Origin of the sequence: Agrobacterium sp. NPDC090273, assembly GCF_044772305.1 — a bacterium.
In the GTDB taxonomy this organism is placed as follows: domain Bacteria; phylum Pseudomonadota; class Alphaproteobacteria; order Rhizobiales; family Rhizobiaceae; genus Agrobacterium.
In genome coordinates, this window is the sequence record NZ_JBIVYN010000006.1 from 13167 (window position 1) to 34207 (window position 21041).

Genomic DNA, 21041 nt, shown 5'->3' on the forward strand with positions numbered 1-21041 from the left:
TACAGCGCTCAAAGGCAATGTTGCGTAATCGTGATGTTGAAATCATACGGATTAACCAGACACGCAATTGGCGGGTTGCCGCATCGCAAAGCAGTCAGTAAGTTTAGGTGGCGTTGATGACAGGTCTCCGGATTTGCCGGTGTTCTGGACGTTGTGCCCTTTGACTTCGAATTTTCAGTATATTTTTTGACGAAGAATACCGGTTTCAGTTTCGATTTTTTTGGCGCTCTCGCGCAGCATGTATTTGATAAGGAATAATTATGCGCATTCTGACGATTTCTGCGCTATTTCCGCCGAATATTGTCGGTGGGGCAGAAATGAGCGCGTGGAACTTCGCGCGTTGGCTGGTTCAGCAGGGTCATGAGGTGGGCGTTTTGACGTCTGCCAACAGCGAAGCGGACGTTCTTCATGGTGATATGGTGGATGGGCTTCGCACTTGGCGCCTTACCACACCACACATCTACCCGGTTAAGGCAGCGCAGCAGGTTGGCGGCTGGCGCAAGCCTGTCTGGCATTTGCAGGACCATTTCGATCCGCGCAATGAGATTCTCGTGAACCATGTGCTGGACGAGTTTCAGCCGGACCACGTGAACATTCATATGGCGCAGGGCATGGGGCACAACATTCTCAAATGTTTCGAAGGACGAGACGTGTCCGTCGTGATGTTCCTGCACGATCTCAATCTCGCTTGTATCAAGACCACTATGTACAAGAATGGCGGCAATTGTACGGGCCACTGCAAACCCTGCGCCGTCTCGGCTAAGGTGAAGTATGGCTACATGAAAAACGTCGTGAAGCTTGGGCTCTGCTCACCTTCTCGGGCCAATCTTGAGACGGTGGCGAACTTCTTCCCTGTCCGCAACTTCAAAAACACCGACATTCTCGACGCGAATACGTATCCGCAGCCAACTGTCGAACGGGTAGAGGCTGACTACTTGCGCATCCTGTTCGCGGGGCGGATTCACTCGACAAAGGGCATAGATCTTCTGCTTGAAGTGCTTTCGGAACTTGCTGCCGATCACCAGTTTTCCATCACGATAGCGGGACGCGGCACAGATGAGGAGGCCCTGCGTGCACGTTACGGGAACGAGCGATGGTGCCATTTTGCGGGCTTTATTCCACAGACGGAGTTGAGCAATCTGATTGAAAACAGCGACGTTCTCTGTGTGCCGTCGATCTGGGCGGAAAACTCTCCTGGTGTTGCGATCCACGCTCTTAGCCAGGGGCTCCCTGTTCTTGCCAGCAACCGTGGTGGGATTCCCGAACTCGTTGATGACGGCAGGAGCGGAGCCTTGTTGCCGCCGGGCGATCACGCTGCTTGGAAGGCGATGCTGAAAAAGTTGCTGGAAGATCGCGTGCTGTTGAATGGCTGGCGTGCCTACGCCACGGAGCACAAAGCGCGTTTCAACCAGGACACGATCGGACAAGAGATATTGTCGTTCATTCACGATCTGCGTGAGGGGCGACCGCTATGACGCGTCGCATCTATATCAACGGACGCTTCCTCACTGGCGCTGTGACAGGGGTTCAGCGTTACGCGCGCGAGATTGTCACGGCGTTGGATCGTCAGCTTGCAGCAAGCCCGGACCTGAGAGAAAATTTTGAGTTCGTTCTGCTCGTGCCGGGTCGTTGCGATGACACTCTGCCGCTTATGCATATCAGGCAGAAGAAGGCTGGCGCCTTCAGCGGACATGGCTGGGAGCAATTCTATCTGCCATGGCTTGCTCGGGACGGCTATCTTCTCAATCTTGCAAACAGCGCGCCACTGTTTAAGTTGCGGCAGTTGCTGATTATCCATGATGCGGTGATTTACCGCTTCCCTCAGTACTTCTCCAAAGCCTATCGCTCCTTGCACATGTTGATCGACGGCGTGTGTTCACGGATTGCCAGAATAGGCACGGTTTCCGATTTCTCTGCTCGGGAGATCGCTCAGGTCCTGAAGGTACCTGAGCGGGCCATTCCCGTTTTCGCGAACGGCCATGATCACATTCTTCGCATTGATGCTGATAGCAGTATCATTGAAAAACTCGGCCTTGCCGACGCACTCTACTTCTTCATTCTCGGATCAAAGGCGCCCCACAAGAATATCGATTTTGCCATCGAGGCATTTTTGAAGTCCGCGCCCAAGAATTTCAAACTTGTTGTTTCGGGTGGGGCGAATTCAAAGGTGTTCGCGGACAGCAAGCTCATTGAAGCATCGAACATCATCTATACCGGGCGTGTCTCGGACGAGGCGATCGTTGCGCTTTATCGGCGTGCCTATGCGCTCTTGTTTCCAAGCCTCTATGAAGGTTTTGGTATTCCTCCCATTGAGGCGCTGGCATGCGGCGCGCCCGTGCTTGTGAGCGATATCGATGTGCTCAAGGAAGTCTGTGGTGCGGCTGCGATCTACTTTAGTCCGACAAACCCGGAAGGACTTGAGCGCGCCATTCGCGACGTCACCACCGATCGGTCAATTCTTGTTTCCGCGTTTGAACACTCTCGCAGCACACTGCAGCAGTTTACGTGGGAAAAGAGTGCCGAGAAACTTTTGAAGTATCTGCAAACCGTCTAGGTGAATTGGCATTTTAGGGAGCGGGCAGGGGATCGAAACCGTCTGATTGCTCCAGTCAGGTTAAAACGTGCGCATTGCCCTTTGTTCAGCACTTTACCCCACACCAAAGGAACCTTGGGTTTTCGGTGGTGCGGAAATGTTTCTGCGGCAATTCGCCGAGGGACTGGCAGCGACGGGTGACGACGTCATCGTTATCCGGATTGCATTGGACGGAACGGCAAGACAGGAAATTGCCAACGGCGTTACCGTGCATTTTCTACCAATCCGAAACCTGTTCCCGCCATTCGAGGCAAACAAGAACCCTCTGGCACGGATGGCGTGGCATTTGATAGATGATCGCGGACAAGCCTCCAGCCTCGTTCGGGATGTTCTCAAGGAGTTCAAGCCGGATGTGTTTCATACCCACACGCTGAACGGACACAACGCCGACGTCTGGAACGTCGCACGCGCACTGGGCATACCAATCGTGCATACTCTGCACGACTATTATCTGATTTGTCCCAAGTGTACGCGCTTCAATGCGATTGAACCCTGCGAGCATGCTTGTGTGGCGTGTTCACTGCTCACAAAAAAAAGGCGGCAGCGAACGCGTTTGATTGATGCAGTTACGAGCGTCAGTCGGAGGACACTTGATATCCATCAGAGCGAGGGGCTTTTTGACAGCACAAGCTCCCACGTCATTCACCACGTCGCCAACCCCGCGATAAGATTTGAGCAGCCGGTACCGTACGAGGGTGTTCTAAAGGTCGGTTACATCGGTCGTTTTGCCGAGGAAAAAGGCGTCCAACGGCTGATCCAGGCTGTCGGAGAATTGCCTTCAGAACAGCTCGCGTTGAAACTGGCTGGCTCTATTACGGCTGAAGACGAGGCTCGTCTGCGCCAACTTGCGCCAAGCGCCAACCTTCAGTTTTTGGGTTTTGTCGATCCCGTGGAGTTTTATCATGACGTCCATGTATGCGTGGCGCCATCGATTTGGGAGGAACCAGCGGGGCTGGTCATTCTCGATGCTCTTGCAGCGGGCCGTCCGGTGATTGGCAGCTTTAGGGGGGGGATTTCTGAGGGTATCGAGAATGGTGTGACCGGCTGGATTGTGCAGCCGACTGTAGAAGCAATTCGGGATATACTGGCGCAGTTGCTTTCGGAGCCGGTGCTTCTGTCTAATGCCAATGAGGTGCTCGCATCGCGAGCTAACACATGTCGGTCCTTTGCAGATCTATTGATAAGCTACAGGAGCGTCTACAAGACTCTCATGACTACACTTTAGGGATGAGTAAAGCGTTCATTGCATGATTTGGGTAGGTAATGAGAAGTTTTTGCTTTCAGGTGGCGCAGTGAAATGAATTCGGTTAATAGAAATAGGCCGCTTTTTGTTTAAGTGCGGCAGTGTTATGTTTTTTGATATTGCTTATTTGATTTTTTATATGTTTTACGGAGCTTATCGGATGACGCGGCTCAGCATAGTTTTTCCCTTGATTGCTTGTCAGTTTGCACTCGCTGGATGCGACAGTGCTGCGAGCAAGGATATCAAGATCTCGGTTGATCGAGCTATGCTGGTCGAACGGCCGTCACCATTGATTACTGGGGTTGGTACGCATTTTGGAATCGGTGGAAACCATAATTATGTTGGTTACAAAAGCCTAGAAGCCATCAACGAACTTGGTGTTGATTCTTACCGTGACGACATACCTTGGGGCGCTTTCGATCCGGATGGTGATGGCAGGGGGAATGGTCAGCCGGCCCGACTGTTTGCATTTATGCAAATGGCGCCGCAACAGCCACTATTGATTGCCGGTTACTCGAACAGGCGTATTCTAAATGGTGATCCACCTCTAACAGATGATGCCCGGCGACATTTTGATAATTTCATTCGCGAAGTCATGAACGCGACCGCACAGTTCAAGCCGATCTATGAAATATGGAACGAGTGGAACATGAATGCAGTGCGGCGTGAAAAGCGCGTTCAAGGTGCTGGTACACCGGATGATCCACGTGCGGCCATCCACTACGCAAATCTTGCCAAGTCTGCCTTGCCGATCGCACGCGAAGCAGCACCGTCAGCGACGATCCTCTACGGTTCCGTTGGTGAGGACATGACCTGGGACTGGACGAAAGCCATGGTTCGAGAGGTTGCTGCTGGGCCAGAGGTCACGCTGTCGTTGCACCTCTACAATCAGTGTGAACGCGATTTGCGCAAACGCACCGCAACAGAGATGGTCGATAGGCTTGAAAAACTTCAATCTGAAATTTCCCCGAATGCGCCTCGCCCGATCTACATTACCGAATTTGGGTGGCCGACTGCCAAACACCATTGCGGCATCGAGCCGCAGCTTGCGGCTGCTAACATGGCTCAATTTTTGTTCTGGTCGGCAGCAACTCCCTGGCTGAAGGGGGCTTGGGTTTACCAGCTCAAGAATTCGGGAAAGAAGGAGGACGATCTCGAGGATAATTTTGGGCTCTACGACTACGACTACAAACCGAAACCTGAGGCGTGCGCGGTGCGTGAAGCTGTAAAGCTTATCAAAAGCTCCAAGCGATATGCCCTCCAACGTCCGCATCCCGATCTTTTTACACTGCAACTTGAAACGCCTGCCGGCATGCGCCTCGTAGCGTGGACGACGGCGAACACCGGAACTGCTGAACTGATTGCGGACGCAGCCAACAGGCCGACAGCAAAGCTTCTATGTAACGGACCGTTGGCGTTTACGGGAGATACTATCCAGATTGGTCCGGAACCCGTGATACTCGATTTTCCGCAAAGAGGTCCGACCGAATTGAAATTCAATGTATCCGGATAAGCACATTTCCGGTGCAAACGGGTGTAAAATAACTTTCTGCATGGAAACAACGGTTTTACCGTGATATTGTAGAGAGATATGCTGTCGATGGTTTTTTCTTTGTTTCTATTGGATAGTTAAGTTTAATCTCCGTAATAATTCGATTTTTAAGTGCGTTTATCGGAAGTGTATTTTTGGGCAGGCGTTGTGGTGGCGTGCCGTAGACCGAGAATGAGCTGTCTATTTTATAATTATATAAATTCGATCCAAAACTTAATTTATTAAATTTAGAGCTTACTGCCATAATGAAGATATTACACGTGTGCGAAAGCATAATTGGCGGGACAGGCTCTTATCTTGCCGAGCTGATACCTCATCAGGTGCGGGAGTATGGAGCCGAGAACATTGTTCTTCTTATTCCCGAATCTCAGATGTCGTTTCTCGATCCGTCGGTTGTTGCTGCACGGCCAAGCATTATCACGTTTCATCGTCCACGCAGGCTCTGGGGTACGCTTTTTCTATTGCATCAGTACGTCAAGACGTTGATGTCGATCAAACCTGATGTCGTCCATGCCCACTCATCGATTGCAGGTCTGATCGTCAGGACGTTGCGATGTTCCAGACGCGCAAAAATCGCGTTTTGCCCGCATGGCTGGTCGGTGGATATGAAGAGCGCCCATCGCATACGTGCGATCGCAGAAATCACTGAGCGCCTGCTGGCCAGGCTGCCGGATGAGATCATCGTGATTTCTCAATACGAATATAAGCGGGCACTTGAACTTGGCGTAAGGCCCGAGAGGCTGCGTTATATTGCCAATGGCATCAGCAAGGATGTGCCGAGTGTTCAAGCGGCAGAGTGGAAGGACAACCGCAGCAAGGTGCTTTTTGCGGGGCGGTTTGACTACCAGAAGGGGCTAGACGTTCTGCTCAAGGCTGTGCATGGACTGGAAGACCGTATCAGTGTACGCCTCGTCGGTGAGGTGGCTGTTGACGGTAACCTCAAAGTGGAAGAATTTCCACCGTCCATCACCAAACTCGGCTGGCTGGATCGAGATGGTGTGGCGGCACAGATGAAGAGCAGCGACATTATCGTTATTCCCTCCCGCTGGGAAGGTTTTGGCCTTGTTGCCGTGGAAGCCATGCGTCTTTCCAAGCCGGTCGTTGCATCGGCTGTGGGGGGCCTGAAGGAAATCCTCGGCAATGGCGGATTTGGTTATCTCGTCCCCCCGGAAGACGACCGCGCCCTGCATGATTTCCTTGCAAATCTTGACGCTGAAGATCTTCGCAACATGGGTGAACGCGGCAACACGCGCTTTCTTGCTGAATACACATCTGACCGTATGGTGCGGGCAATCGACGCAGTCTATACAGAAATGGTCGGGTCGAAATATCGCGCCGCGACAGTGCAATCGGCAGAGGAATTCTCTCGATAGCATCACTGTGTTAACGGGCTGCCACGCACTGGCGGTTCCGTGCTGGATGAAGACGCGATAGGGCAGAGTATCACCGCTTAATGTTGAAGGTACTGACGAGACTATTTATCCGCCGCAGCATCAAGGTATCGGAAAAGCCGTTGCGCAGAAGGATTGACTTGGGTGACGTGGCTGCGCCGTTCCCGCTTTATGCGATCGGTGATGTGCATGGCCGCCTTGACCTGTTGCTGGACGCTGAACGTAAGATCATGCTCGATCTTGAAAGGAACAACGCGCAAGGCGTTATTGTCATGCTCGGCGACTATATCGATCGCGGGCCGGATTCTGCAGGTGTGGTTCAGCATCTTTTGGAGCGTCCACCTGAAAATATCAGACGTGTCTGCATCTGCGGCAACCACGAAGACGCATTTCTCGACTTTATGCGAAATCCTCGCAGCAATCTCTGGTGGCTGGATTTTGGCGGTCGTCAGACACTTCTTTCCTATGGTGTCGATGCAGACTATTTTCTCGGTGGGCGTGGAAGGCCTGAGGAAGAATTCAGGCGTGCCATGTTCGCAGCCGTTCCCCAAGAGCATGTCCAGTTTATGAGCAATCTGCCTGTATCTCTCAGATCAGGAAAACATCTCTTCGTTCACGCTGGCGTCAGGCCGGGCATACCGCTTGAAGGGCAGACTGACCAGGATCTGATGTGGATTCGTGAACCGTTTTTGGTGGAGGGGTCACGCTTGCCGCTCACTGTCATTCATGGCCATACACCTGTGGAGGCGCCACAGGTTGGTCCGGGCCGGATCGGTATCGATACCGGTGCCGTCACGACCGGCCGGCTCACAGTGTTAAAAGTAAAAGGTGAGCGCCCAACGCTTCTTGTCTGACGCGTTACGCTTTCGCATCGGCACATCGCACCTACTTTTTTGCATAGGCAGAAGGTCAGTTGAGAAATATGTGCCGATTATTGCGCCAATGAAGAGGACTGTGCATTTCGCACGCTGCCGAGTTGGCAGCCGATCAAAATTCGTTTATATATGATTAATGGGTGAATCTGGCGGAGATAATTCCAAGATTCTCGGATTGTCGATTTTATGTTTCTTTTTTTGTTGATTTTTGAATTTTTTTTCTAGGCTGGGGAACGGTCTTTCGGACGACATGCCAATCGAAAAAGCGGGTTCGTCCTGCTCGGGTTGAAGCGCTGTGGAGAGCGTGGCATATGATTTCCGGGTAAAGCCTGAGAGGTATATTTCTTGTTTGGGTATTTTGATAATAAATTTATTATTGCTGCTATTCTTGGTTTTGGTGTTGGTTCTTGGGGAATGGCGCAAGCTCAGACCGTCGAGCCACAGCCGACCGAAACTGTACCTGTCGCACAAGACGTGCAAGCCCCTTCGCCACTGGCTCGCGCCGAAGGGGAAGCTGCCGGAGATTTTCTCAAACGCGTCATGGACGTCAGTCCGTTGGAAATTTCGCGAGCAACTGAGGGTCTTTTGAAGGCGACGCCTGGAGACCTTGGGGCGCTGGTGACGATTGCCATTGCCGAGGGCACGCCGCGTACGCTGGCGGCGGAGCTAATGAAGGGGCTGACCCTGGCCGCCGATGCGGAGCCTGTTGTCATTGCTCAGCAGGCGTCTGCCTTTGCATTGGCAGAACCAGGCAATGTCGCATCGATCATTTCTGTTGCCCGCGAGACGAACTCTATTCCGCTATCGGAAGTATTTGGTGAAGGGCTTGCGCTGGCGGCAAACACGCTTCGCGCGGCTGGGGGAGATATTACGCTTGCTGCAGCCATCCAGACGCAGGCGACGTCGCGTGACGCGCCGCTCGCTCTTTCTGAAGCCTTTCTCGACAACACATTGCTGACGGCTGCCGGCGCTGCGGGAGCCGCTGGTGCTGGCGCTGGTGGCGGCGGAGACATTACGGGTAGCGCGACTAGCCCGTTCAGTGGTGGTGGTGAAAATAATACATCGGAACCGGTCACACAGACTGCTGGCGTGGGGGCGCCGACAAGCCGTACGAGAACGATCACATCAACGGCGACGACCGGTACAACGGCTGAGACCAGCCCTGTTCTGCAATAATGTGGACCCGGCTTTACGCCGGTTCCCCGACCTTACCTCGGCAAGTCATTGTCAGAAGTAATATTCAAATTTGTTTTTATGTAATGCCTTTATTGAGAAAAAGACTTCGGAGGAGTGTGATGCTCCGGTTGTCGGCTTTTGAAAAAAGCTTGGAGCCGGATCGCCAGTTTGAACCGAACTTTTGTTACGAGGTGAGAATTGCAATTGCTCCACAGACCCGACCTGACAAATGTAAGCACCCATCAACCTGATGAGCCAATGCAGTTCGAACTCAGCGATTTTGACGCTGTTTTCGCTGTGATAAAGAGACAGTGGCGCGTTGTCGCTGTCTCTGTTTTTACCGCCATTTTACTTGGTGCCGGTTATCTCGCGACGGCGGTACCCTTGTATACGGCGTCAGCGAAAGTTCTGATCGACCGGACAAATGGACAGGTGGTTGAGCAACTTTCGACTGTCGGCGCTGTTGCGGACGAGGAAGCATCCGTTCTCAGCCAGGTGGAAGTGCTGAAGTCTGACACGATCGCCCTTGCTGTCGTCGACAAGTTGAACCTGACGGAAAATCCACAATTCAATTCCGGTAGCGGTTCGATCATGGGCGCAGCGGTTGGCGCAATCCGCTCAGTTCTCAATATCGGTGGCTGGTTTGCCGCTGAAAGTGAGACGGATGCGAAAGACGAGGCCGATCGGAAGCGTCAGCTCGCGGCAGATACTTTGCTCCGCAATCTCGATGTTTCGCGCCTTGGGAGGACTTATGTCCTTGAAGTTGAATATACGTCGGTATCGGCGCAGCTTTCTGCGGATGTCGCCAACACGATCGCATCGGAGTATTTGCTCGATAAGTTGAATTCGAAATACGAAGCAACACGGCGTGCCAGCGACTGGCTGAGCGATCGTATTGCCGAACTGCGCCAGAAAGCACTCGAAACAGACCTTGCCGTTCAGAAGTTCCGTGCCACCAACGGCCTTGTCCAGGCTGGTAATGGTCTTGTCTCCGACCAACAGCTTTCTGAACTGAACAGTGCACTCATCGCAGCGCAATCGGATACGGCGAAAGCGCGGGCTCGTTTGCAGCGGATTGAAACGATCCTGTCTTCGGACGAAGTGGATGCCGTTGTTACCGATATTCTTGACAGCACGGTCGCCAACGATCTGCGCAAGAAATATCTGGAGTCTTCGAAGACCGAGGCGGAAATCTCCGCTCGTCTTGGAAGGCAGCATGTTCAAGCCGTTCGCTTGCGTAACGAAATGCAGGAATACAAACGCCTGATGTTCGAAGAAGTCAGCCGCGTTGCGCAGAGCTACAAGAGCGATCTCGAAGTCGATGCCGCGCGCGAACAGCAGTTGCGGGAAAGTGTAGAGCAGGCCAGTAATGTTTCCTCGACGGCCAGCGAAACGCAGGTTCAGTTGCGTGAACTGCAACGCGAATCCGAAACCTACAAGAACCTTTACCAGACATTCCTGCAACGCTATCAGGAAGCGGTTCAGCAACAGTCCTTCCCTGTCACTGAAGCGCGCGTAATTTCCAATGCGACGCCGCCGAACCGGGCAAGTTCGCCCGTCAAACCGCTAATCCTGGCATTCTTTACACTCTTGGGTGGTGTCGTTGGTATGGGCGTTGGCGCCGGCCGCGAATTCAGGGACCGCTTCTTCCGTACGGGAGATCAGGTGCGCGAGGTGCTTGGGCAGGAATTCCTTGGCAACGTGAACGAAATTGACGGTAAACCAGTTTCGAACGCCGCTGACGGCTTTGACAAGAGCCGCGCTGTTCTGAAGACCTCAAGCGTCTCCGACTACGTTATCGAGTATCCGCTTTCTTCAATGGCAGAGACGCTAAGAAGCGCAAGGCTCGCCATTGATCTCAACCTGCCGTCGAAGCAGTGCCGCGTCATTGGTGTTGTTTCGACGTTGCCGGGCGAGGGAAAGTCGACCATCTCGGCCAACCTTGCCGAACTTCTTGCCAATCAGGGCGCAAAGACCGTTCTGATCGACGCCGATATCCGCAATCCCGGCTCAACGAGAGCCATGGGGCGCCACGCCAAGGCCGGGCTTCTTGAAGTGTTGCTGGATGGTGTCGATTATCGCGATGCGCTTCTGTTCAATCAGAAGACTGGCCTGGCGTTCCTGCCAACCGTTGTAAAGCAGCGTGTCACACACTCCTCCGAATTGCTGATGTCGGGGGCTATGCGCAAGCTGCTTAGCGATCTCAGTGCCGAATTTGATTATGTGATCGTGGACCTTCCGCCGCTCGGGCCGGTCATCGATGCTCGCGCGATCGGTACGCGTATGGATGGCTTCATTTTTGTCGTGGAGTGGGGCCAGACAGCGCGCCGTGCGGTTCGCAACGTGCTGGTACATGAACCGGTGATCCGCGACAAATGCCTTGGCGTTATTCTCAACCGTGTCGATCTCGAGAAGCTCAAGCTCTATCGGGCCTATGGTTCGGGCGATTATTATAACTCTCGGTACACTGGATATTATCACGACGAAAAATGAGAATGGGGATTGCTTCTGTCGTCAAGCCAGAGGCAATCCTCGCCGGAATGTTTGATGTCCGTGGACGATTGCAAGCGTCAAAGACGTTTCCCGTCGATTTCGGCAATTGGAATTTGATCCGCACCAAGCCGTAGATAATCGCTTCAGCGGTGGCAAGGATGGTTGAGGTGTTCCTTTTGTAGGGCATCTACCTGATAAGCATCAATAATTTTTAGAATGAATTTTCAAGGGTTATCGCATTGAGGGGAAGTCAGCCCAGTCACTGGCGCAGTTTCGTGACACGCCACTTGTCGGCGGGTCTCGTGCTGATTGTGACCTGCTGCGTTTTCACAATCTCTACAAAAGCTTTTATCGAGACTGCAAAGTTCTCCTCTCTTTCCAGGCTCGCCACTGCTGCGGGACGGAGTGGCTCCATTTCCGACAGGGCGCTGGACCGGGCTGTTGAGAAATTGCCTGCTATCGTCAATGGAAACGTCTGCCGCTCGACCATTCTAAAAGCCGGGATGCGGCTGCTGTTGCAGGATGTTGATCGCAAGAGCGAGGTTCAGGCGCCGCAGGAGTGGAAAGCGACACTTGCCTTTGCCGAACACTATCTCCGCCACGGCGTTACCTGTCTGCCTCAGGATGGGGAGTTCTGGTTGCGCCTGGCGATGATACGTTCGCTTCAGGTGCCGTTTGCAGAGGAGGTCGCAGCGCTGACAAACATGTCGCAATTGCTGGCACCCGCCGATCCAGATGTGCTTGAGGCCCGCGTTGCATTCTGGAAACGGTTGTCCGAACCTGCCTTGAGCATGACAGCAACGGCACGTCGGGCTGATTTTGCGCTGCTGTGCTCTCGGGCCGGTACGGGGGTTCGCGGAAAGGTCGGCGATGTCTGCACCACGGGAAACTGATCTATTCCCAGACGTTGTGACTGGGCGTCATCGGAAAACGTCAGCGGCTGGCATGACCGGGCGGATGGTGCAGGCGGTTCTCAGCTTCCTTTTGAGGCCACGTGACGCCGCGCACGCACTGCTCGTTGTCGCGTTCTGGTTTGCTCTGTTCTTTGGCCTCTCAGACTATGGTGCAGTTAGTGAGGAAATGAGGGCGACACTGGCACCGGCGATTTTTGCGCATCTTTGCGTCGCGCTGCTGCTGTTCGGCGTGCCGCCGCATGCCCGCACCATTGTTACGATTGCCTGCCTGTTGCTGCTCACAGTCATGTTGCTGGTATATCTTCAGACGATTCCGGGTATGTTTTCTGCTCATCCCGCCTGGAAGTCGGCTGGATTGTTCACATCTCATCCACCCGACCTGATTGCGTCTATAACGCCTGCGGACGACCGTTTTGCGCTGCTTTCGGTGGCACTGCCATTTGGTTTCTTCATCAGTGCCCTTGTGTTGTTCGATACGGACGATCGGGCACGGGCGGCGCTGAGAGTCTTCGCGATCGGTGGTGCAGTCATCAGCTTTCTCGCGCTTGTCCAGTTCCTGGCCTTCCCGTCACGGCTTCTGCTGAGTGAAAAGCTTTATTACCGCGATAGTCTCACAGGCGTTTTCGTCAATCGCAATACGGCGGCGACTTTTTTCTCCGTGATGCTGTTGGTCGCCTTGTCCCATTTCTGGCGCGCGGCCGCGCAGACAGATCTGCCGCGGGTGTGGGCAATGGCCAACAGCAACATCAAACTCTATGCGGAGGACCGACGCAGATTGCTGCGTGCAGTTATGTGGGGCGGCTCTTGCCTCGTCGTCTTTCTGGCGCTTGTCCTCACGCAATCGCGGGGTGGGGTGGCGGCTGGTCTTACCGGTCTCGTTTTCCTGTCCGCCATGATGGTGCTGAAGCCTGATTATCTGGCCAAGCACAGTGTTCCCGGAGCGGTAAGAGCCTCGCGTCGTCGGCGTCTCGTCGTACTGATCGGTATCGTTGTCGTCGTGGTGCTGATGGCACTGGTGTTTTCAGGGCAACTTCTGTTGCGTGCATCAGCGCTCGGCTTCGATGATGCTCGCTTTTGCCTCATGCCAGGTATTCTCACGGTATTGAGTGACAATTTACCTTGGGGTACCGGACTGGCGAGCTTCGCGCAGGCCTATGCTCCCTATCATAACCCTGCATGCGGCATCGATACGTTGTTGGTGCGGGCGCACAACGTTTATCTGGAAGGCATGATCGCCTTTGGCTGGTTCTTTGTTCCGTTGACTGTTGTCTTTGTCACAACATTGATGCTGGTTTTTGTGCGGGGAATGCGCAAGCGCAAACGTTACCGATTTGCCGGTAATCTCGGTTTTGCGCTCCTTCTCGTTCTGGCGCTCCATTCATTGGTTGACTTCTCGATCCAGATCCCCGGGTTTGCCATCAGTTTTGCTACTGTTGTGGCACCACTTGTGACGATTTGCGTCCGCCCGAGTGGACAAGAAGGAAAACGCAGACGCCGTTCTTCAAACGGTGCAAGCGGTGAACAGGAGATGCATAGTCTGCCTATTGAGGTGGTGTCGGCTGGCGCATCCGGTCTGGACCGATAACAGGTGCGTTATGTCAGTCATCGTCGCGCTCACTTTTCATGAGGCATATTAGACCGGGTCAATTGCAGAAGCTGTTGCCGTTGCCGTCGACAAAGCAACTGTTCTGGGTTGCCCCGCGATTGCCCCTCTGCTGCGTCGGACGTTCAGTCCGGGTTCCCAGTCTGTTACCCCCCATGTGACCGCTCGGTGGTTGACCAGACCCACGATAGATCTCGAAATTCTGGTTGCCGTAGGTGCCATGCGCACCACCGCGTCCATCTGGGGTGACTTCAAGATTCTCGTACTGCTGGCCATGAGCGCCGCTGCCGACAGCGAGAGTGATTGCCGTTGCGACGAGAGCAAGTTTGAGAGGTGAGTGCCTGTTCATTGTCTTCGCCTTCCTGCGGAGGTCAGGGTTATTCTACAGTATAGATGTCCGGTTCGAAATAAATTTCGCGTGCAAAGGCAAAAGTTCGATTGCCGAAGGGAACAGAGATTGGCGCGGAACAAGATAAAAACGATCAGTAAAAAAGAATACTTTGTCTAAGGTCTGAAACGCCATCGAAAAAACAAGGATTTGAGGCTTTATCAGTGCAATGCGCAGGCAATGCCTCGTTTCGGCAGGGCGATATGCAAGGTCGCTTCAGGTCCGATTTTCCAGGCGAAATCGGCGCATAAAACAGAGCCATCAAGCAGCTTCATTTATAGGCTTCACAATCCTGTAACAACGGCCCTAATATATGAATTGCAGATGCCGAATCGGTCAGGAGACGCCCTTGACGATTGCAGTTTCACCACAGGCCCTGCCGGCGCTCGTTTTGAACGCAGACTATAGGCCACTGAGTTATTACCCCTTGTCGTTATGGTCCTGGCAGGACGCGATCAAGGCTGTATTCCTAGACCGTGTGAACATTATTGCCGAGTACGATCACGCGGTCTCGTCCCCCAGCTTTTCTATGCGGCTGCCGAGTGTCGTCAGCCTCAAGACCTATGTGCAACCAACCCGCAACCCTGCATTTACGCGCTTCAACGTTTTTCTGCGTGACAAGTTCGAGTGCCAGTATTGCGGTTCTCGGGATGATCTCACGTTCGATCATGTCATTCCGCGCGCTCATGGCGGCGAAACAACCTGGCACAACGTCGTGGCAGCGTGCTCACCATGCAATCTCAGGAAAGGGAGCAAGCTTCCCAAGCAGGCGGGCATGTTCCCCTATCAGAGGCCTTTCCAGCCGACTGTTCAGGATTTGCACAATAATGGGCGGTCGTTTCCGCCGAATTATTTGCACGAGAGCTGGATGGACTATCTTTACTGGGACACGGAGCTGCAACCCTGATCTGTAAGGGTCGCAGCTTCGTTTCTGATCAGGCGCTTTTCCGGCTTGCACCAAAAAACGCAACGGCCGAAAGAGCGAGGCTCGCAATGACGTTCCAGCCTGCGAAAGACAAGCCGAGCACGCGAAGCGCTGCGTCGTTGCAGGACGGTGCCTTGATCGCGTTGAGATTGCCAAGCAGATCGCCTGCATTTGTGGTGATTGAGGGTGCGCCGGTGGCACAGGTGATCGGCCCTGGCCAGAAACCCCACTCAACGCCGGCGTGATAGGCACCCATTCCGGCACCAATCAGCATCGCGATTCCGATGAGCAGAAGAAGTAGACGCGTGATTCCGGCAGGAAGCCTGAAAACGCTGGCCGCGACTGCAAGAATACCGATCGGGATAGCGTAATAATAAGGGTCTCGCTGCAACAGGCAGAGCGCACAGGGCGTATAGCCTCCGATATGCTGAAACCCCAGTGCGGAACCAACGGTAAAAATCATTCCCACCGTTACTGCCAGCGCGGCAAGGGTGCGGCTGTTGTCTGCGGACGTTGCATTGGCCATGTAATTTTCCTCAAACTTCGCGAAGAAGCGATACCCAGAACGGGATCAAAGAAGGCGGGCGCGATGGCGGAATTAAGTCGCGCATCGAAGAGTGCGTTCCCGTGGAATCTGGAAGCGCTTTAGCCCTCTAATCCAGTCCTCTTTCGCTTGCAAACAAAAGCCTGTTGGTCACCTTGCAGGATGCAAGCAAAGTTTCGTGAAGTCGATGCGGCAAGAGCACTTAAATGGTGGGATTTCTTCGCTTTCGTGGGGAGTCGCGACGAAAAGAATCAATAAAATCAAACTGATTTTTTGAAAATGGTACCCCAAGCCGGGATCGAACCAGCACTCCTTTCGGAACCGCATTTTGAGTGCGGCGCGTCTACCAATTCCGCCATTGGGGCAACGGTGGTAATGCAACGGCGTCTATCATGGTTCTGCGGGAACGTGCAACCCCAAACCTGTCTAATCTCTCCAATTCTGTCTCTTTCCTGAGCGGCTGGATTTCCCGGTGCGAGACAACTTAAAAAGCGCGTTAATCCTGCATTAGCAATCATTGATAAATTGGAATATGCGCAATTGCTAATTGAAGTATTATGGCGATGTGGATTGTCCATGGGGGGACACGGGATAGCAAAGAACGCCCAAGGAGGAAAATATGCGCTCGCTTTCTCGCAATTTGTTGTTGTCTGCATGCCTGGTGTTTCCAATTAGCGCCAATGCGCTGGATATTGGCATCGGCGGTGAAAATGGGATCAATGCCAGCGTTGGTAGCAACGACAGTGGTGGTCTTGGTGTTGGCGCTTCCGTTGGTGGTAGTGGTGGTGTGAATGCCAGCGCGGACGTTGGCGGGAATGGAAGTGGCGGGCTCGGGGCAGATGTAAATGCTTCGTTGGGCGGCAGCAGCGGCGTCAATGCCGACGTCAACGCATCTGTGGGCGGGTCCGATGGTATCAATGCCGGTGTTAATGCGTCCGTCGGCGGATCAAGCGGTCTCAATGCTAGTGTAGGTACCAGTGTCGGTGGAGCAAGCGGCCTCGGTTTGGGGGTCGGCGTTGGTCTCGGAACCAGCTCGACGGGAACGCCGGGAAGTCCAGGCAGCCCGACAACACCTGGAGGAGCGGCCAACCCGGGTGGCGTGCCTCCGGCAGTCATTCGCCAGGCCGTTCGTGCCTATAACGATATGTCCCGCACCGAGCAGATCAAGCTTGCGCGCCGTTGTGTTGATATCCTTGGCGGTGGATACGATGCGGCGTTGACGCAACTTTGCAAGATGATCCGGACAGCATCCCGCTAACGCATGAAAGCCCCAGGACGCGATGGAGGGCGCTCGAATGCGCCCTCTATCGTTCTGGCTTCAACCTTTACGGCCGAATGACATAATTTTCTGGCGAAGGCTGCGGGCGAGATTGCGTGTGCTGCGGTACATATCTACGTGCGTTGAAACCTGGCGCACGTCGCGGTCGCTGTTTTGCGCCAGGCCGACAATCAGCGTGCCCATTTCCTGCCGTTCCTGCCAGAAGCGGCTCATGATTGGGTGATCGGGCACTGCACAACTATCACTGCGCAAAATGTTGGCGTCGTCCAGGTGCCAGTCTGTCAGCTTCTGGATCAGCAACTTGCCAGGTGAGTATTTCGAATAAGACTCATCGAAAGCAGTTTTCCAAGTGTAAGCCTCACCTGCGGTCATGAAAACGACGATCGAGGCAATGGCACTTCCGTTCAGATCAATCGTATGGATGCGAACCGCGTCTGCTTCCGCGAGATTGGTGATGGCTTCGCGCGCGAATGCGGCGCGGTAACGGTCATTCACCAACGCACTGCGCTTGCGACCTTTCCAGCCACTTGCCTCCAGTGCCAGAAACTCCTCCATACGATACCGTATGTCTTTTGCTTGTCGGCTTACGGTGTAGGACACGGCCCCCAGTTTTTCGAGTTGGCGCCACTGCCGGCGCATCTCCCGCAAATGGTGTGGTGCAAGTGCTTGCTGGAGGTAGGTTTCTCCATCTTGCAGGCTCTCCAACGTCGGGCGTTGATATGTGCCGGTTGTCGTCAGGGGCAGGTTGCGGCTAAGGGCAATGGCTTTGACCAGTCGCGCGAACGGACCGTCCAGTCTGATATCGGGCAGAACCAGAACGTTCGGAAGCTTCATTTCCTTATCAGCAAGCGCATCGAAAAGATTATCGAGGGTCTCGGCGGCACCTTCGGTGTCGACGAGCGGTGTCCCCAAAGGACCGAACGGATTTGCCCAGATGCGAATGATCGAAGGCCCGATGGCAAAACCCGGCTTTTCGACGGTAAACGGCATCAGAAGCCGCATGCGGCTCCTTGCCCCATTCTCATCGCGAATAAGGGCAAAGCGGACCGACTTGTCCTCAAGGCGCGGCATGGCTGGCGCGAGCAATCGTCCGGTAAAGAAGACATTTGCTTCCATAACGCGGTTCGACAGGAAATCGAGTTCTTCCTGCATCTCGTATCCGAGCTGGCCAGGGTAGATACAGAACTCACGTCCTTCACGCCCGACACGCTTACTGCTGTCGGCAACAGGACGATCTTTCGTCGACGAGGCGACGAGCGCTGCAATCCGCGGGTCCTGAAGGTCCGGATTCTTGGGGTCGCTGGACATGGCCACCGTTAAACCGCCTTCCCCGTGTCAGTATTCGCCCGAAGATCGTTGAAGGCAAAAAGCACGATCCCGAGTGTGCGGCGAATAGCGACATGCAATAGCACAGCTTCAATCAGCATTGCCATTGCAGCGGCACCCGCAGCCCCAGCCAAACCATAGACCGGAATGAGCAACATGTTGAGTGCAATGTTGCAGCTAAAGATTAGAATATAAAGAAAAACACACAACTTCTGTTTGCCGGCCATATTGAGCAGGGTTTCGCCCGGTCCGATAGCAGCCTTTGCAAGGAAACCCGCAAACAGAAAGAACATCAGTTCGTAACCCTGGGTGAAGGCTGCGCCGAATAGCGACAGCAGAAACGGACCTGCGGCAAGGACCACCAGCCCCATGAAAAGAGAGGGCCAGAACGCCCAGCGGGCCGCTTGGCTTGCGAAGCTCGCAAGTCCGCGCCGGTCATCAGACGCGATGAGAGCAGCCAGACGGGGTGCAGCGGCAGCCTGAACCGAGAAAAACACGAACTGCATCAGCACGATGGTTTTTGCAGCCGCGAAATAGATGCCGACCTGGTCAGGAGGCAGATAGAGGCCGACGATGACAACGTCGGAGTTCGTCATCAGGAACCCGATGCCATCGATCAGGAACATCGGGAAGGCGAAGCGCAGCCAGTGGCGAAAGTGAACGACGCGGGCTGTGCTGTGGAAGTGCCGGTTGAGCCGGCGGTTCATGAAAATGAAGTGGAGAAGGGTGGTGACGTAGGTTGCCGCCAGTGCGGTCAGCATCGCTGTGGTCGCGGTTTTGTCCGCCCCAAGAGTGATAGCCGTAACCATGAAGACAAGAATGAGCACGGGGCGAATTATGTAGGTGGGGCTGAGTGCCGATATGGCCCAGCCATTCGCACGTGCCGTGCCATTCAACACGTCGCCCAGTGCTACCATCGGTAATGTGAAGAGGGCCAGGAAAATTGGAATGACATAGTAACTAGCAATCCATTGGCCAAAGAAAAACAGGAATGCCAAGCCGAAAATGGCCACTGTGCTGGCTGAAAGCATGGCAAAGACCCGGGCGGTCGAGGTGAGACCCATGATCTTGTCATTGGCATCTTCCAGTTTGTAACCCGGCAGAAACCTGATGACCGTCGCGTGAAAGCCAAGACAGGACAGATTGCCGAAAAGGATGACGAGAACCCAGACAAAAGCAAAGATCCCGTATTCGAACTCGCCCATCAGGCGCGCAAGAATGATCTGGGAAAAGAATGCAATGCCGGCACTGACGATGCGAACCGCAAATGCGACCAATGCCATCCGCTGTGCGCGTGCGACGTCATCGCGACCGGAGACGATTGCGGAAAGCTTCTCCAGCACGGGAGCAAGTTTTGTCCGCAGGCCCACGGGCAAGGCTTTTTCCACCGTGTTCAGGATAGCCATGATCCGCACGCCATCATTTCCAGTTGAATGGTGGTTCAACTGTAACAGACCCAACCTTAACGAAGGGTTTGGGAGACGTTGTGCGCCGATGGATGTGTCGGCGCCTGTGTCCTGCGGACCCCGTTGAAGAGGAAGAGGGCGAGATCATTCTGGCGCAACGCCCGATGCAAAAGATAGGCAAACCCAATTGTTGCGACCACGATGACACTGAATTCGACAATGGGGGGCAGGTTAACAGCGATAAAGGCCGTGCCAAACGCATAAATCAAAGGATGATGCACGAGATAGATCGTGAAGGACGCATCCGCCAGTCTTTTGAGGATAATGTTTGGCCGAACGAAAAAACGGCAGCAAAAATCCAGGAGAAGCCGCGCAGCCGCAATCGCGGCGACCGCGGAGGCCACAACCTGCCAAACCGAGTTGCCGTAGGGGTGTTGCAGCCGTAGCATCACCGCGGCCGAGATGGCAAAGACTGTGAGACATGCTGTGCCTGGTCCAGTTTGACGAAATCTATGAAACAGCGCCTTGTCACGGTTGAGGAGCGCGCCAATGAGGAAAAACGGGAGATAGCGAGCGTAGGGATCTGATGCACGTTCGTAAAAGCTCAGGATATCGTTTTCCCTGTCCCGCGCCATGAGAGCGGTTGCGTAAACGGCGAGCTCCCACACGATCGCAAGCATGCAGATGGCAGAGAGAAAAAAAACCGGATGTCGGCTTTTCAGCCGTTCGCAGGTTTGCTTGATTTGAAGACCCGGTCGCTGTTGCCCAAGAAACAAAACAGCAGCGAGAAGCACTGAATAGAAAAGCAGGGCTGGCAGGAACCACAGATGCATGATCCAGCGCGAACTCAACGCCAAAGTTTGCGGCAGCCTGCCGATCACCTGCTCGAAACTCGCCTGTCCCTTCACGACCTCGGAAATATCCAGAAGCAAAAGTTGTAGCGGTCCAAGAATAATGATGGCTGCAACGAACGGAATACCAAGGCGTAAAAATCGGGATTGCAACCATGCACCGCTTCCCTTTTTTCCAATCGCCATGGCTGAGAAATATCCGGCGACCAAAAAGAAGGTCGGCATGCGGAACGTGGTCAATACGATACCGAGAATGGTGAGGACCGGACTGGTTTGGAAATCCTTGAGGCTCCAGCTGATCGCATCGCTATAGAGCAGAGATGCATGGTAGGGCACACCGAGCAACATAAGGCCCGCCCGCAAGGGATCCCAATAGTGTTCGTGCTGTGCGCTGCCCGCTTGCATTGCCACCCCGCGCCGCAACGCGATTTATTCTGACCGGAGACATCTTCGCGCGACTATTGGTGGAAAACACTAATAAA

17 protein-coding genes and 1 tRNA gene are annotated in these 21041 nt (G+C 54.0%); 12 read left to right on the top strand and 6 right to left on the bottom strand.

Annotation, left to right across the window (positions count from 1 at the left end):
* Nucleotides 1-260: 260 nt before the first annotated feature.
* The 10 genes from ACIQT8_RS16550 to ACIQT8_RS16595 all read left to right on the top strand — a co-directional run bounded on the left by ACIQT8_RS16550 (nucleotide 261) and on the right by ACIQT8_RS16595 (nucleotide 13822).
* Entirely contained in the window at nucleotides 261-1475 is a 1215-nt protein-coding gene (locus ACIQT8_RS16550; RefSeq protein ID WP_400967247.1) for a glycosyltransferase, read from the top strand.
* Nucleotides 1472-2554 (top strand): glycosyltransferase family 4 protein, encoded by a 1083-nt coding sequence (locus tag ACIQT8_RS16555; RefSeq protein ID WP_400967249.1) that lies wholly within the window; start codon nucleotides 1472-1474, stop codon nucleotides 2552-2554. Before ACIQT8_RS16550 ends, ACIQT8_RS16555 begins: the two co-directional genes overlap by 4 nt.
* Nucleotides 2555-2621: 67 nt before the next feature.
* Nucleotides 2622-3818, top strand: coding sequence for a glycosyltransferase family 4 protein (locus ACIQT8_RS16560; protein WP_400967252.1), 1197 nt, complete (start codon nucleotides 2622-2624; stop codon nucleotides 3816-3818).
* 124 nt (nucleotides 3819-3942) lie between these two features.
* Nucleotides 3943-5349, top strand: a complete 1407-nt coding sequence (locus ACIQT8_RS16565; protein WP_400967255.1) for a hypothetical protein — start codon at nucleotides 3943-3945, stop codon at nucleotides 5347-5349.
* 299 nt (nucleotides 5350-5648) lie between these two features.
* Nucleotides 5649-6761, top strand: coding sequence for a glycosyltransferase family 4 protein (locus ACIQT8_RS16570; protein WP_400967258.1), 1113 nt, complete (start codon nucleotides 5649-5651; stop codon nucleotides 6759-6761).
* Between the two features lie 140 nt (nucleotides 6762-6901).
* Nucleotides 6902-7633 carry a metallophosphoesterase family protein gene (locus ACIQT8_RS16575; protein WP_400967261.1) on the top strand — a complete coding sequence of 244 codons (732 nt, stop codon included), beginning with the start codon at nucleotides 6902-6904 and terminating at the stop codon, nucleotides 7631-7633.
* A gap of 435 nt (nucleotides 7634-8068) precedes the next feature.
* Nucleotides 8069-8830: a hypothetical protein gene (locus ACIQT8_RS16580; protein WP_400967264.1), complete on the top strand. Its 762-nt coding sequence runs from the start codon at nucleotides 8069-8071 to the stop codon at nucleotides 8828-8830.
* Between the two features lie 258 nt (nucleotides 8831-9088).
* Entirely contained in the window at nucleotides 9089-11323 is a 2235-nt protein-coding gene (locus ACIQT8_RS16585) for a polysaccharide biosynthesis tyrosine autokinase (RefSeq protein WP_400967267.1), read from the top strand.
* Nucleotides 11324-11598: 275 nt separating this feature from the next.
* Entirely contained in the window at nucleotides 11599-12216 is a 618-nt protein-coding gene (locus ACIQT8_RS16590) for a hypothetical protein (protein WP_400967269.1), read from the top strand.
* Between the two features lie 52 nt (nucleotides 12217-12268).
* The gene (locus ACIQT8_RS16595) at nucleotides 12269-13822 is read left to right on the top strand and encodes an O-antigen ligase family protein (protein WP_400967272.1); all 1554 of its coding nucleotides are present in this window, start codon (nucleotides 12269-12271) and stop codon (nucleotides 13820-13822) included.
* A 58-nt stretch (nucleotides 13823-13880) separates the two neighbouring features.
* Here ACIQT8_RS16595 and ACIQT8_RS16600 read toward each other — a convergent pair whose 3' ends face one another.
* Nucleotides 13881-14189 carry a hypothetical protein gene (locus tag ACIQT8_RS16600; RefSeq protein ID WP_400967274.1) on the bottom strand — a complete coding sequence of 103 codons (309 nt, stop codon included), beginning with the start codon at nucleotides 14187-14189 and terminating at the stop codon, nucleotides 13881-13883.
* A gap of 388 nt (nucleotides 14190-14577) precedes the next feature.
* Here ACIQT8_RS16600 and ACIQT8_RS16605 point away from each other — a divergent pair, with 388 nt between their 5' ends.
* Complete coding sequence (locus ACIQT8_RS16605; protein ID WP_138793500.1) at nucleotides 14578-15135, top strand: HNH endonuclease; 558 nt, start codon at nucleotides 14578-14580, stop codon at nucleotides 15133-15135.
* A gap of 28 nt (nucleotides 15136-15163) precedes the next feature.
* On the opposite strand, the gene ACIQT8_RS16610 is transcribed toward ACIQT8_RS16605, so the two are convergent.
* Both ACIQT8_RS16610 and ACIQT8_RS16615 read right to left on the bottom strand, forming a co-directional pair.
* Nucleotides 15164-15679, bottom strand: a complete 516-nt coding sequence (locus tag ACIQT8_RS16610) for a disulfide bond formation protein B (protein WP_400967277.1) — start codon at nucleotides 15677-15679, stop codon at nucleotides 15164-15166.
* A 298-nt stretch (nucleotides 15680-15977) separates the two neighbouring features.
* Nucleotides 15978-16062 (bottom strand) — tRNA-Leu (locus ACIQT8_RS16615).
* 254 nt (nucleotides 16063-16316) lie between these two features.
* Here ACIQT8_RS16615 and ACIQT8_RS16620 point away from each other — a divergent pair.
* Nucleotides 16317-16955: a hypothetical protein gene (locus ACIQT8_RS16620; protein WP_400967279.1), complete on the top strand. Its 639-nt coding sequence runs from the start codon at nucleotides 16317-16319 to the stop codon at nucleotides 16953-16955.
* A gap of 60 nt (nucleotides 16956-17015) precedes the next feature.
* Here ACIQT8_RS16620 and ACIQT8_RS16625 read toward each other — a convergent pair whose 3' ends face one another.
* The 3 genes from ACIQT8_RS16625 to ACIQT8_RS16635 are packed head-to-tail and all read right to left on the bottom strand — an operon-like array spanning nucleotide 17016 to nucleotide 20964.
* The gene (locus ACIQT8_RS16625) at nucleotides 17016-18284 is read right to left on the bottom strand and encodes a GNAT family N-acetyltransferase (RefSeq protein ID WP_400968045.1); all 1269 of its coding nucleotides are present in this window, start codon (nucleotides 18282-18284) and stop codon (nucleotides 17016-17018) included.
* Between the two features lie 8 nt (nucleotides 18285-18292).
* The gene (gene uppV / locus ACIQT8_RS16630; RefSeq protein ID WP_400967282.1) at nucleotides 18293-19717 is read right to left on the bottom strand and encodes a Wzx-type polysaccharide biosynthesis protein UppV; all 1425 of its coding nucleotides are present in this window, start codon (nucleotides 19715-19717) and stop codon (nucleotides 18293-18295) included.
* A 47-nt stretch (nucleotides 19718-19764) separates the two neighbouring features.
* Nucleotides 19765-20964 (bottom strand): acyltransferase family protein, encoded by a 1200-nt coding sequence (locus ACIQT8_RS16635; RefSeq protein WP_400967284.1) that lies wholly within the window; start codon nucleotides 20962-20964, stop codon nucleotides 19765-19767.
* Nucleotides 20965-21041 lie beyond the last annotated feature (77 nt).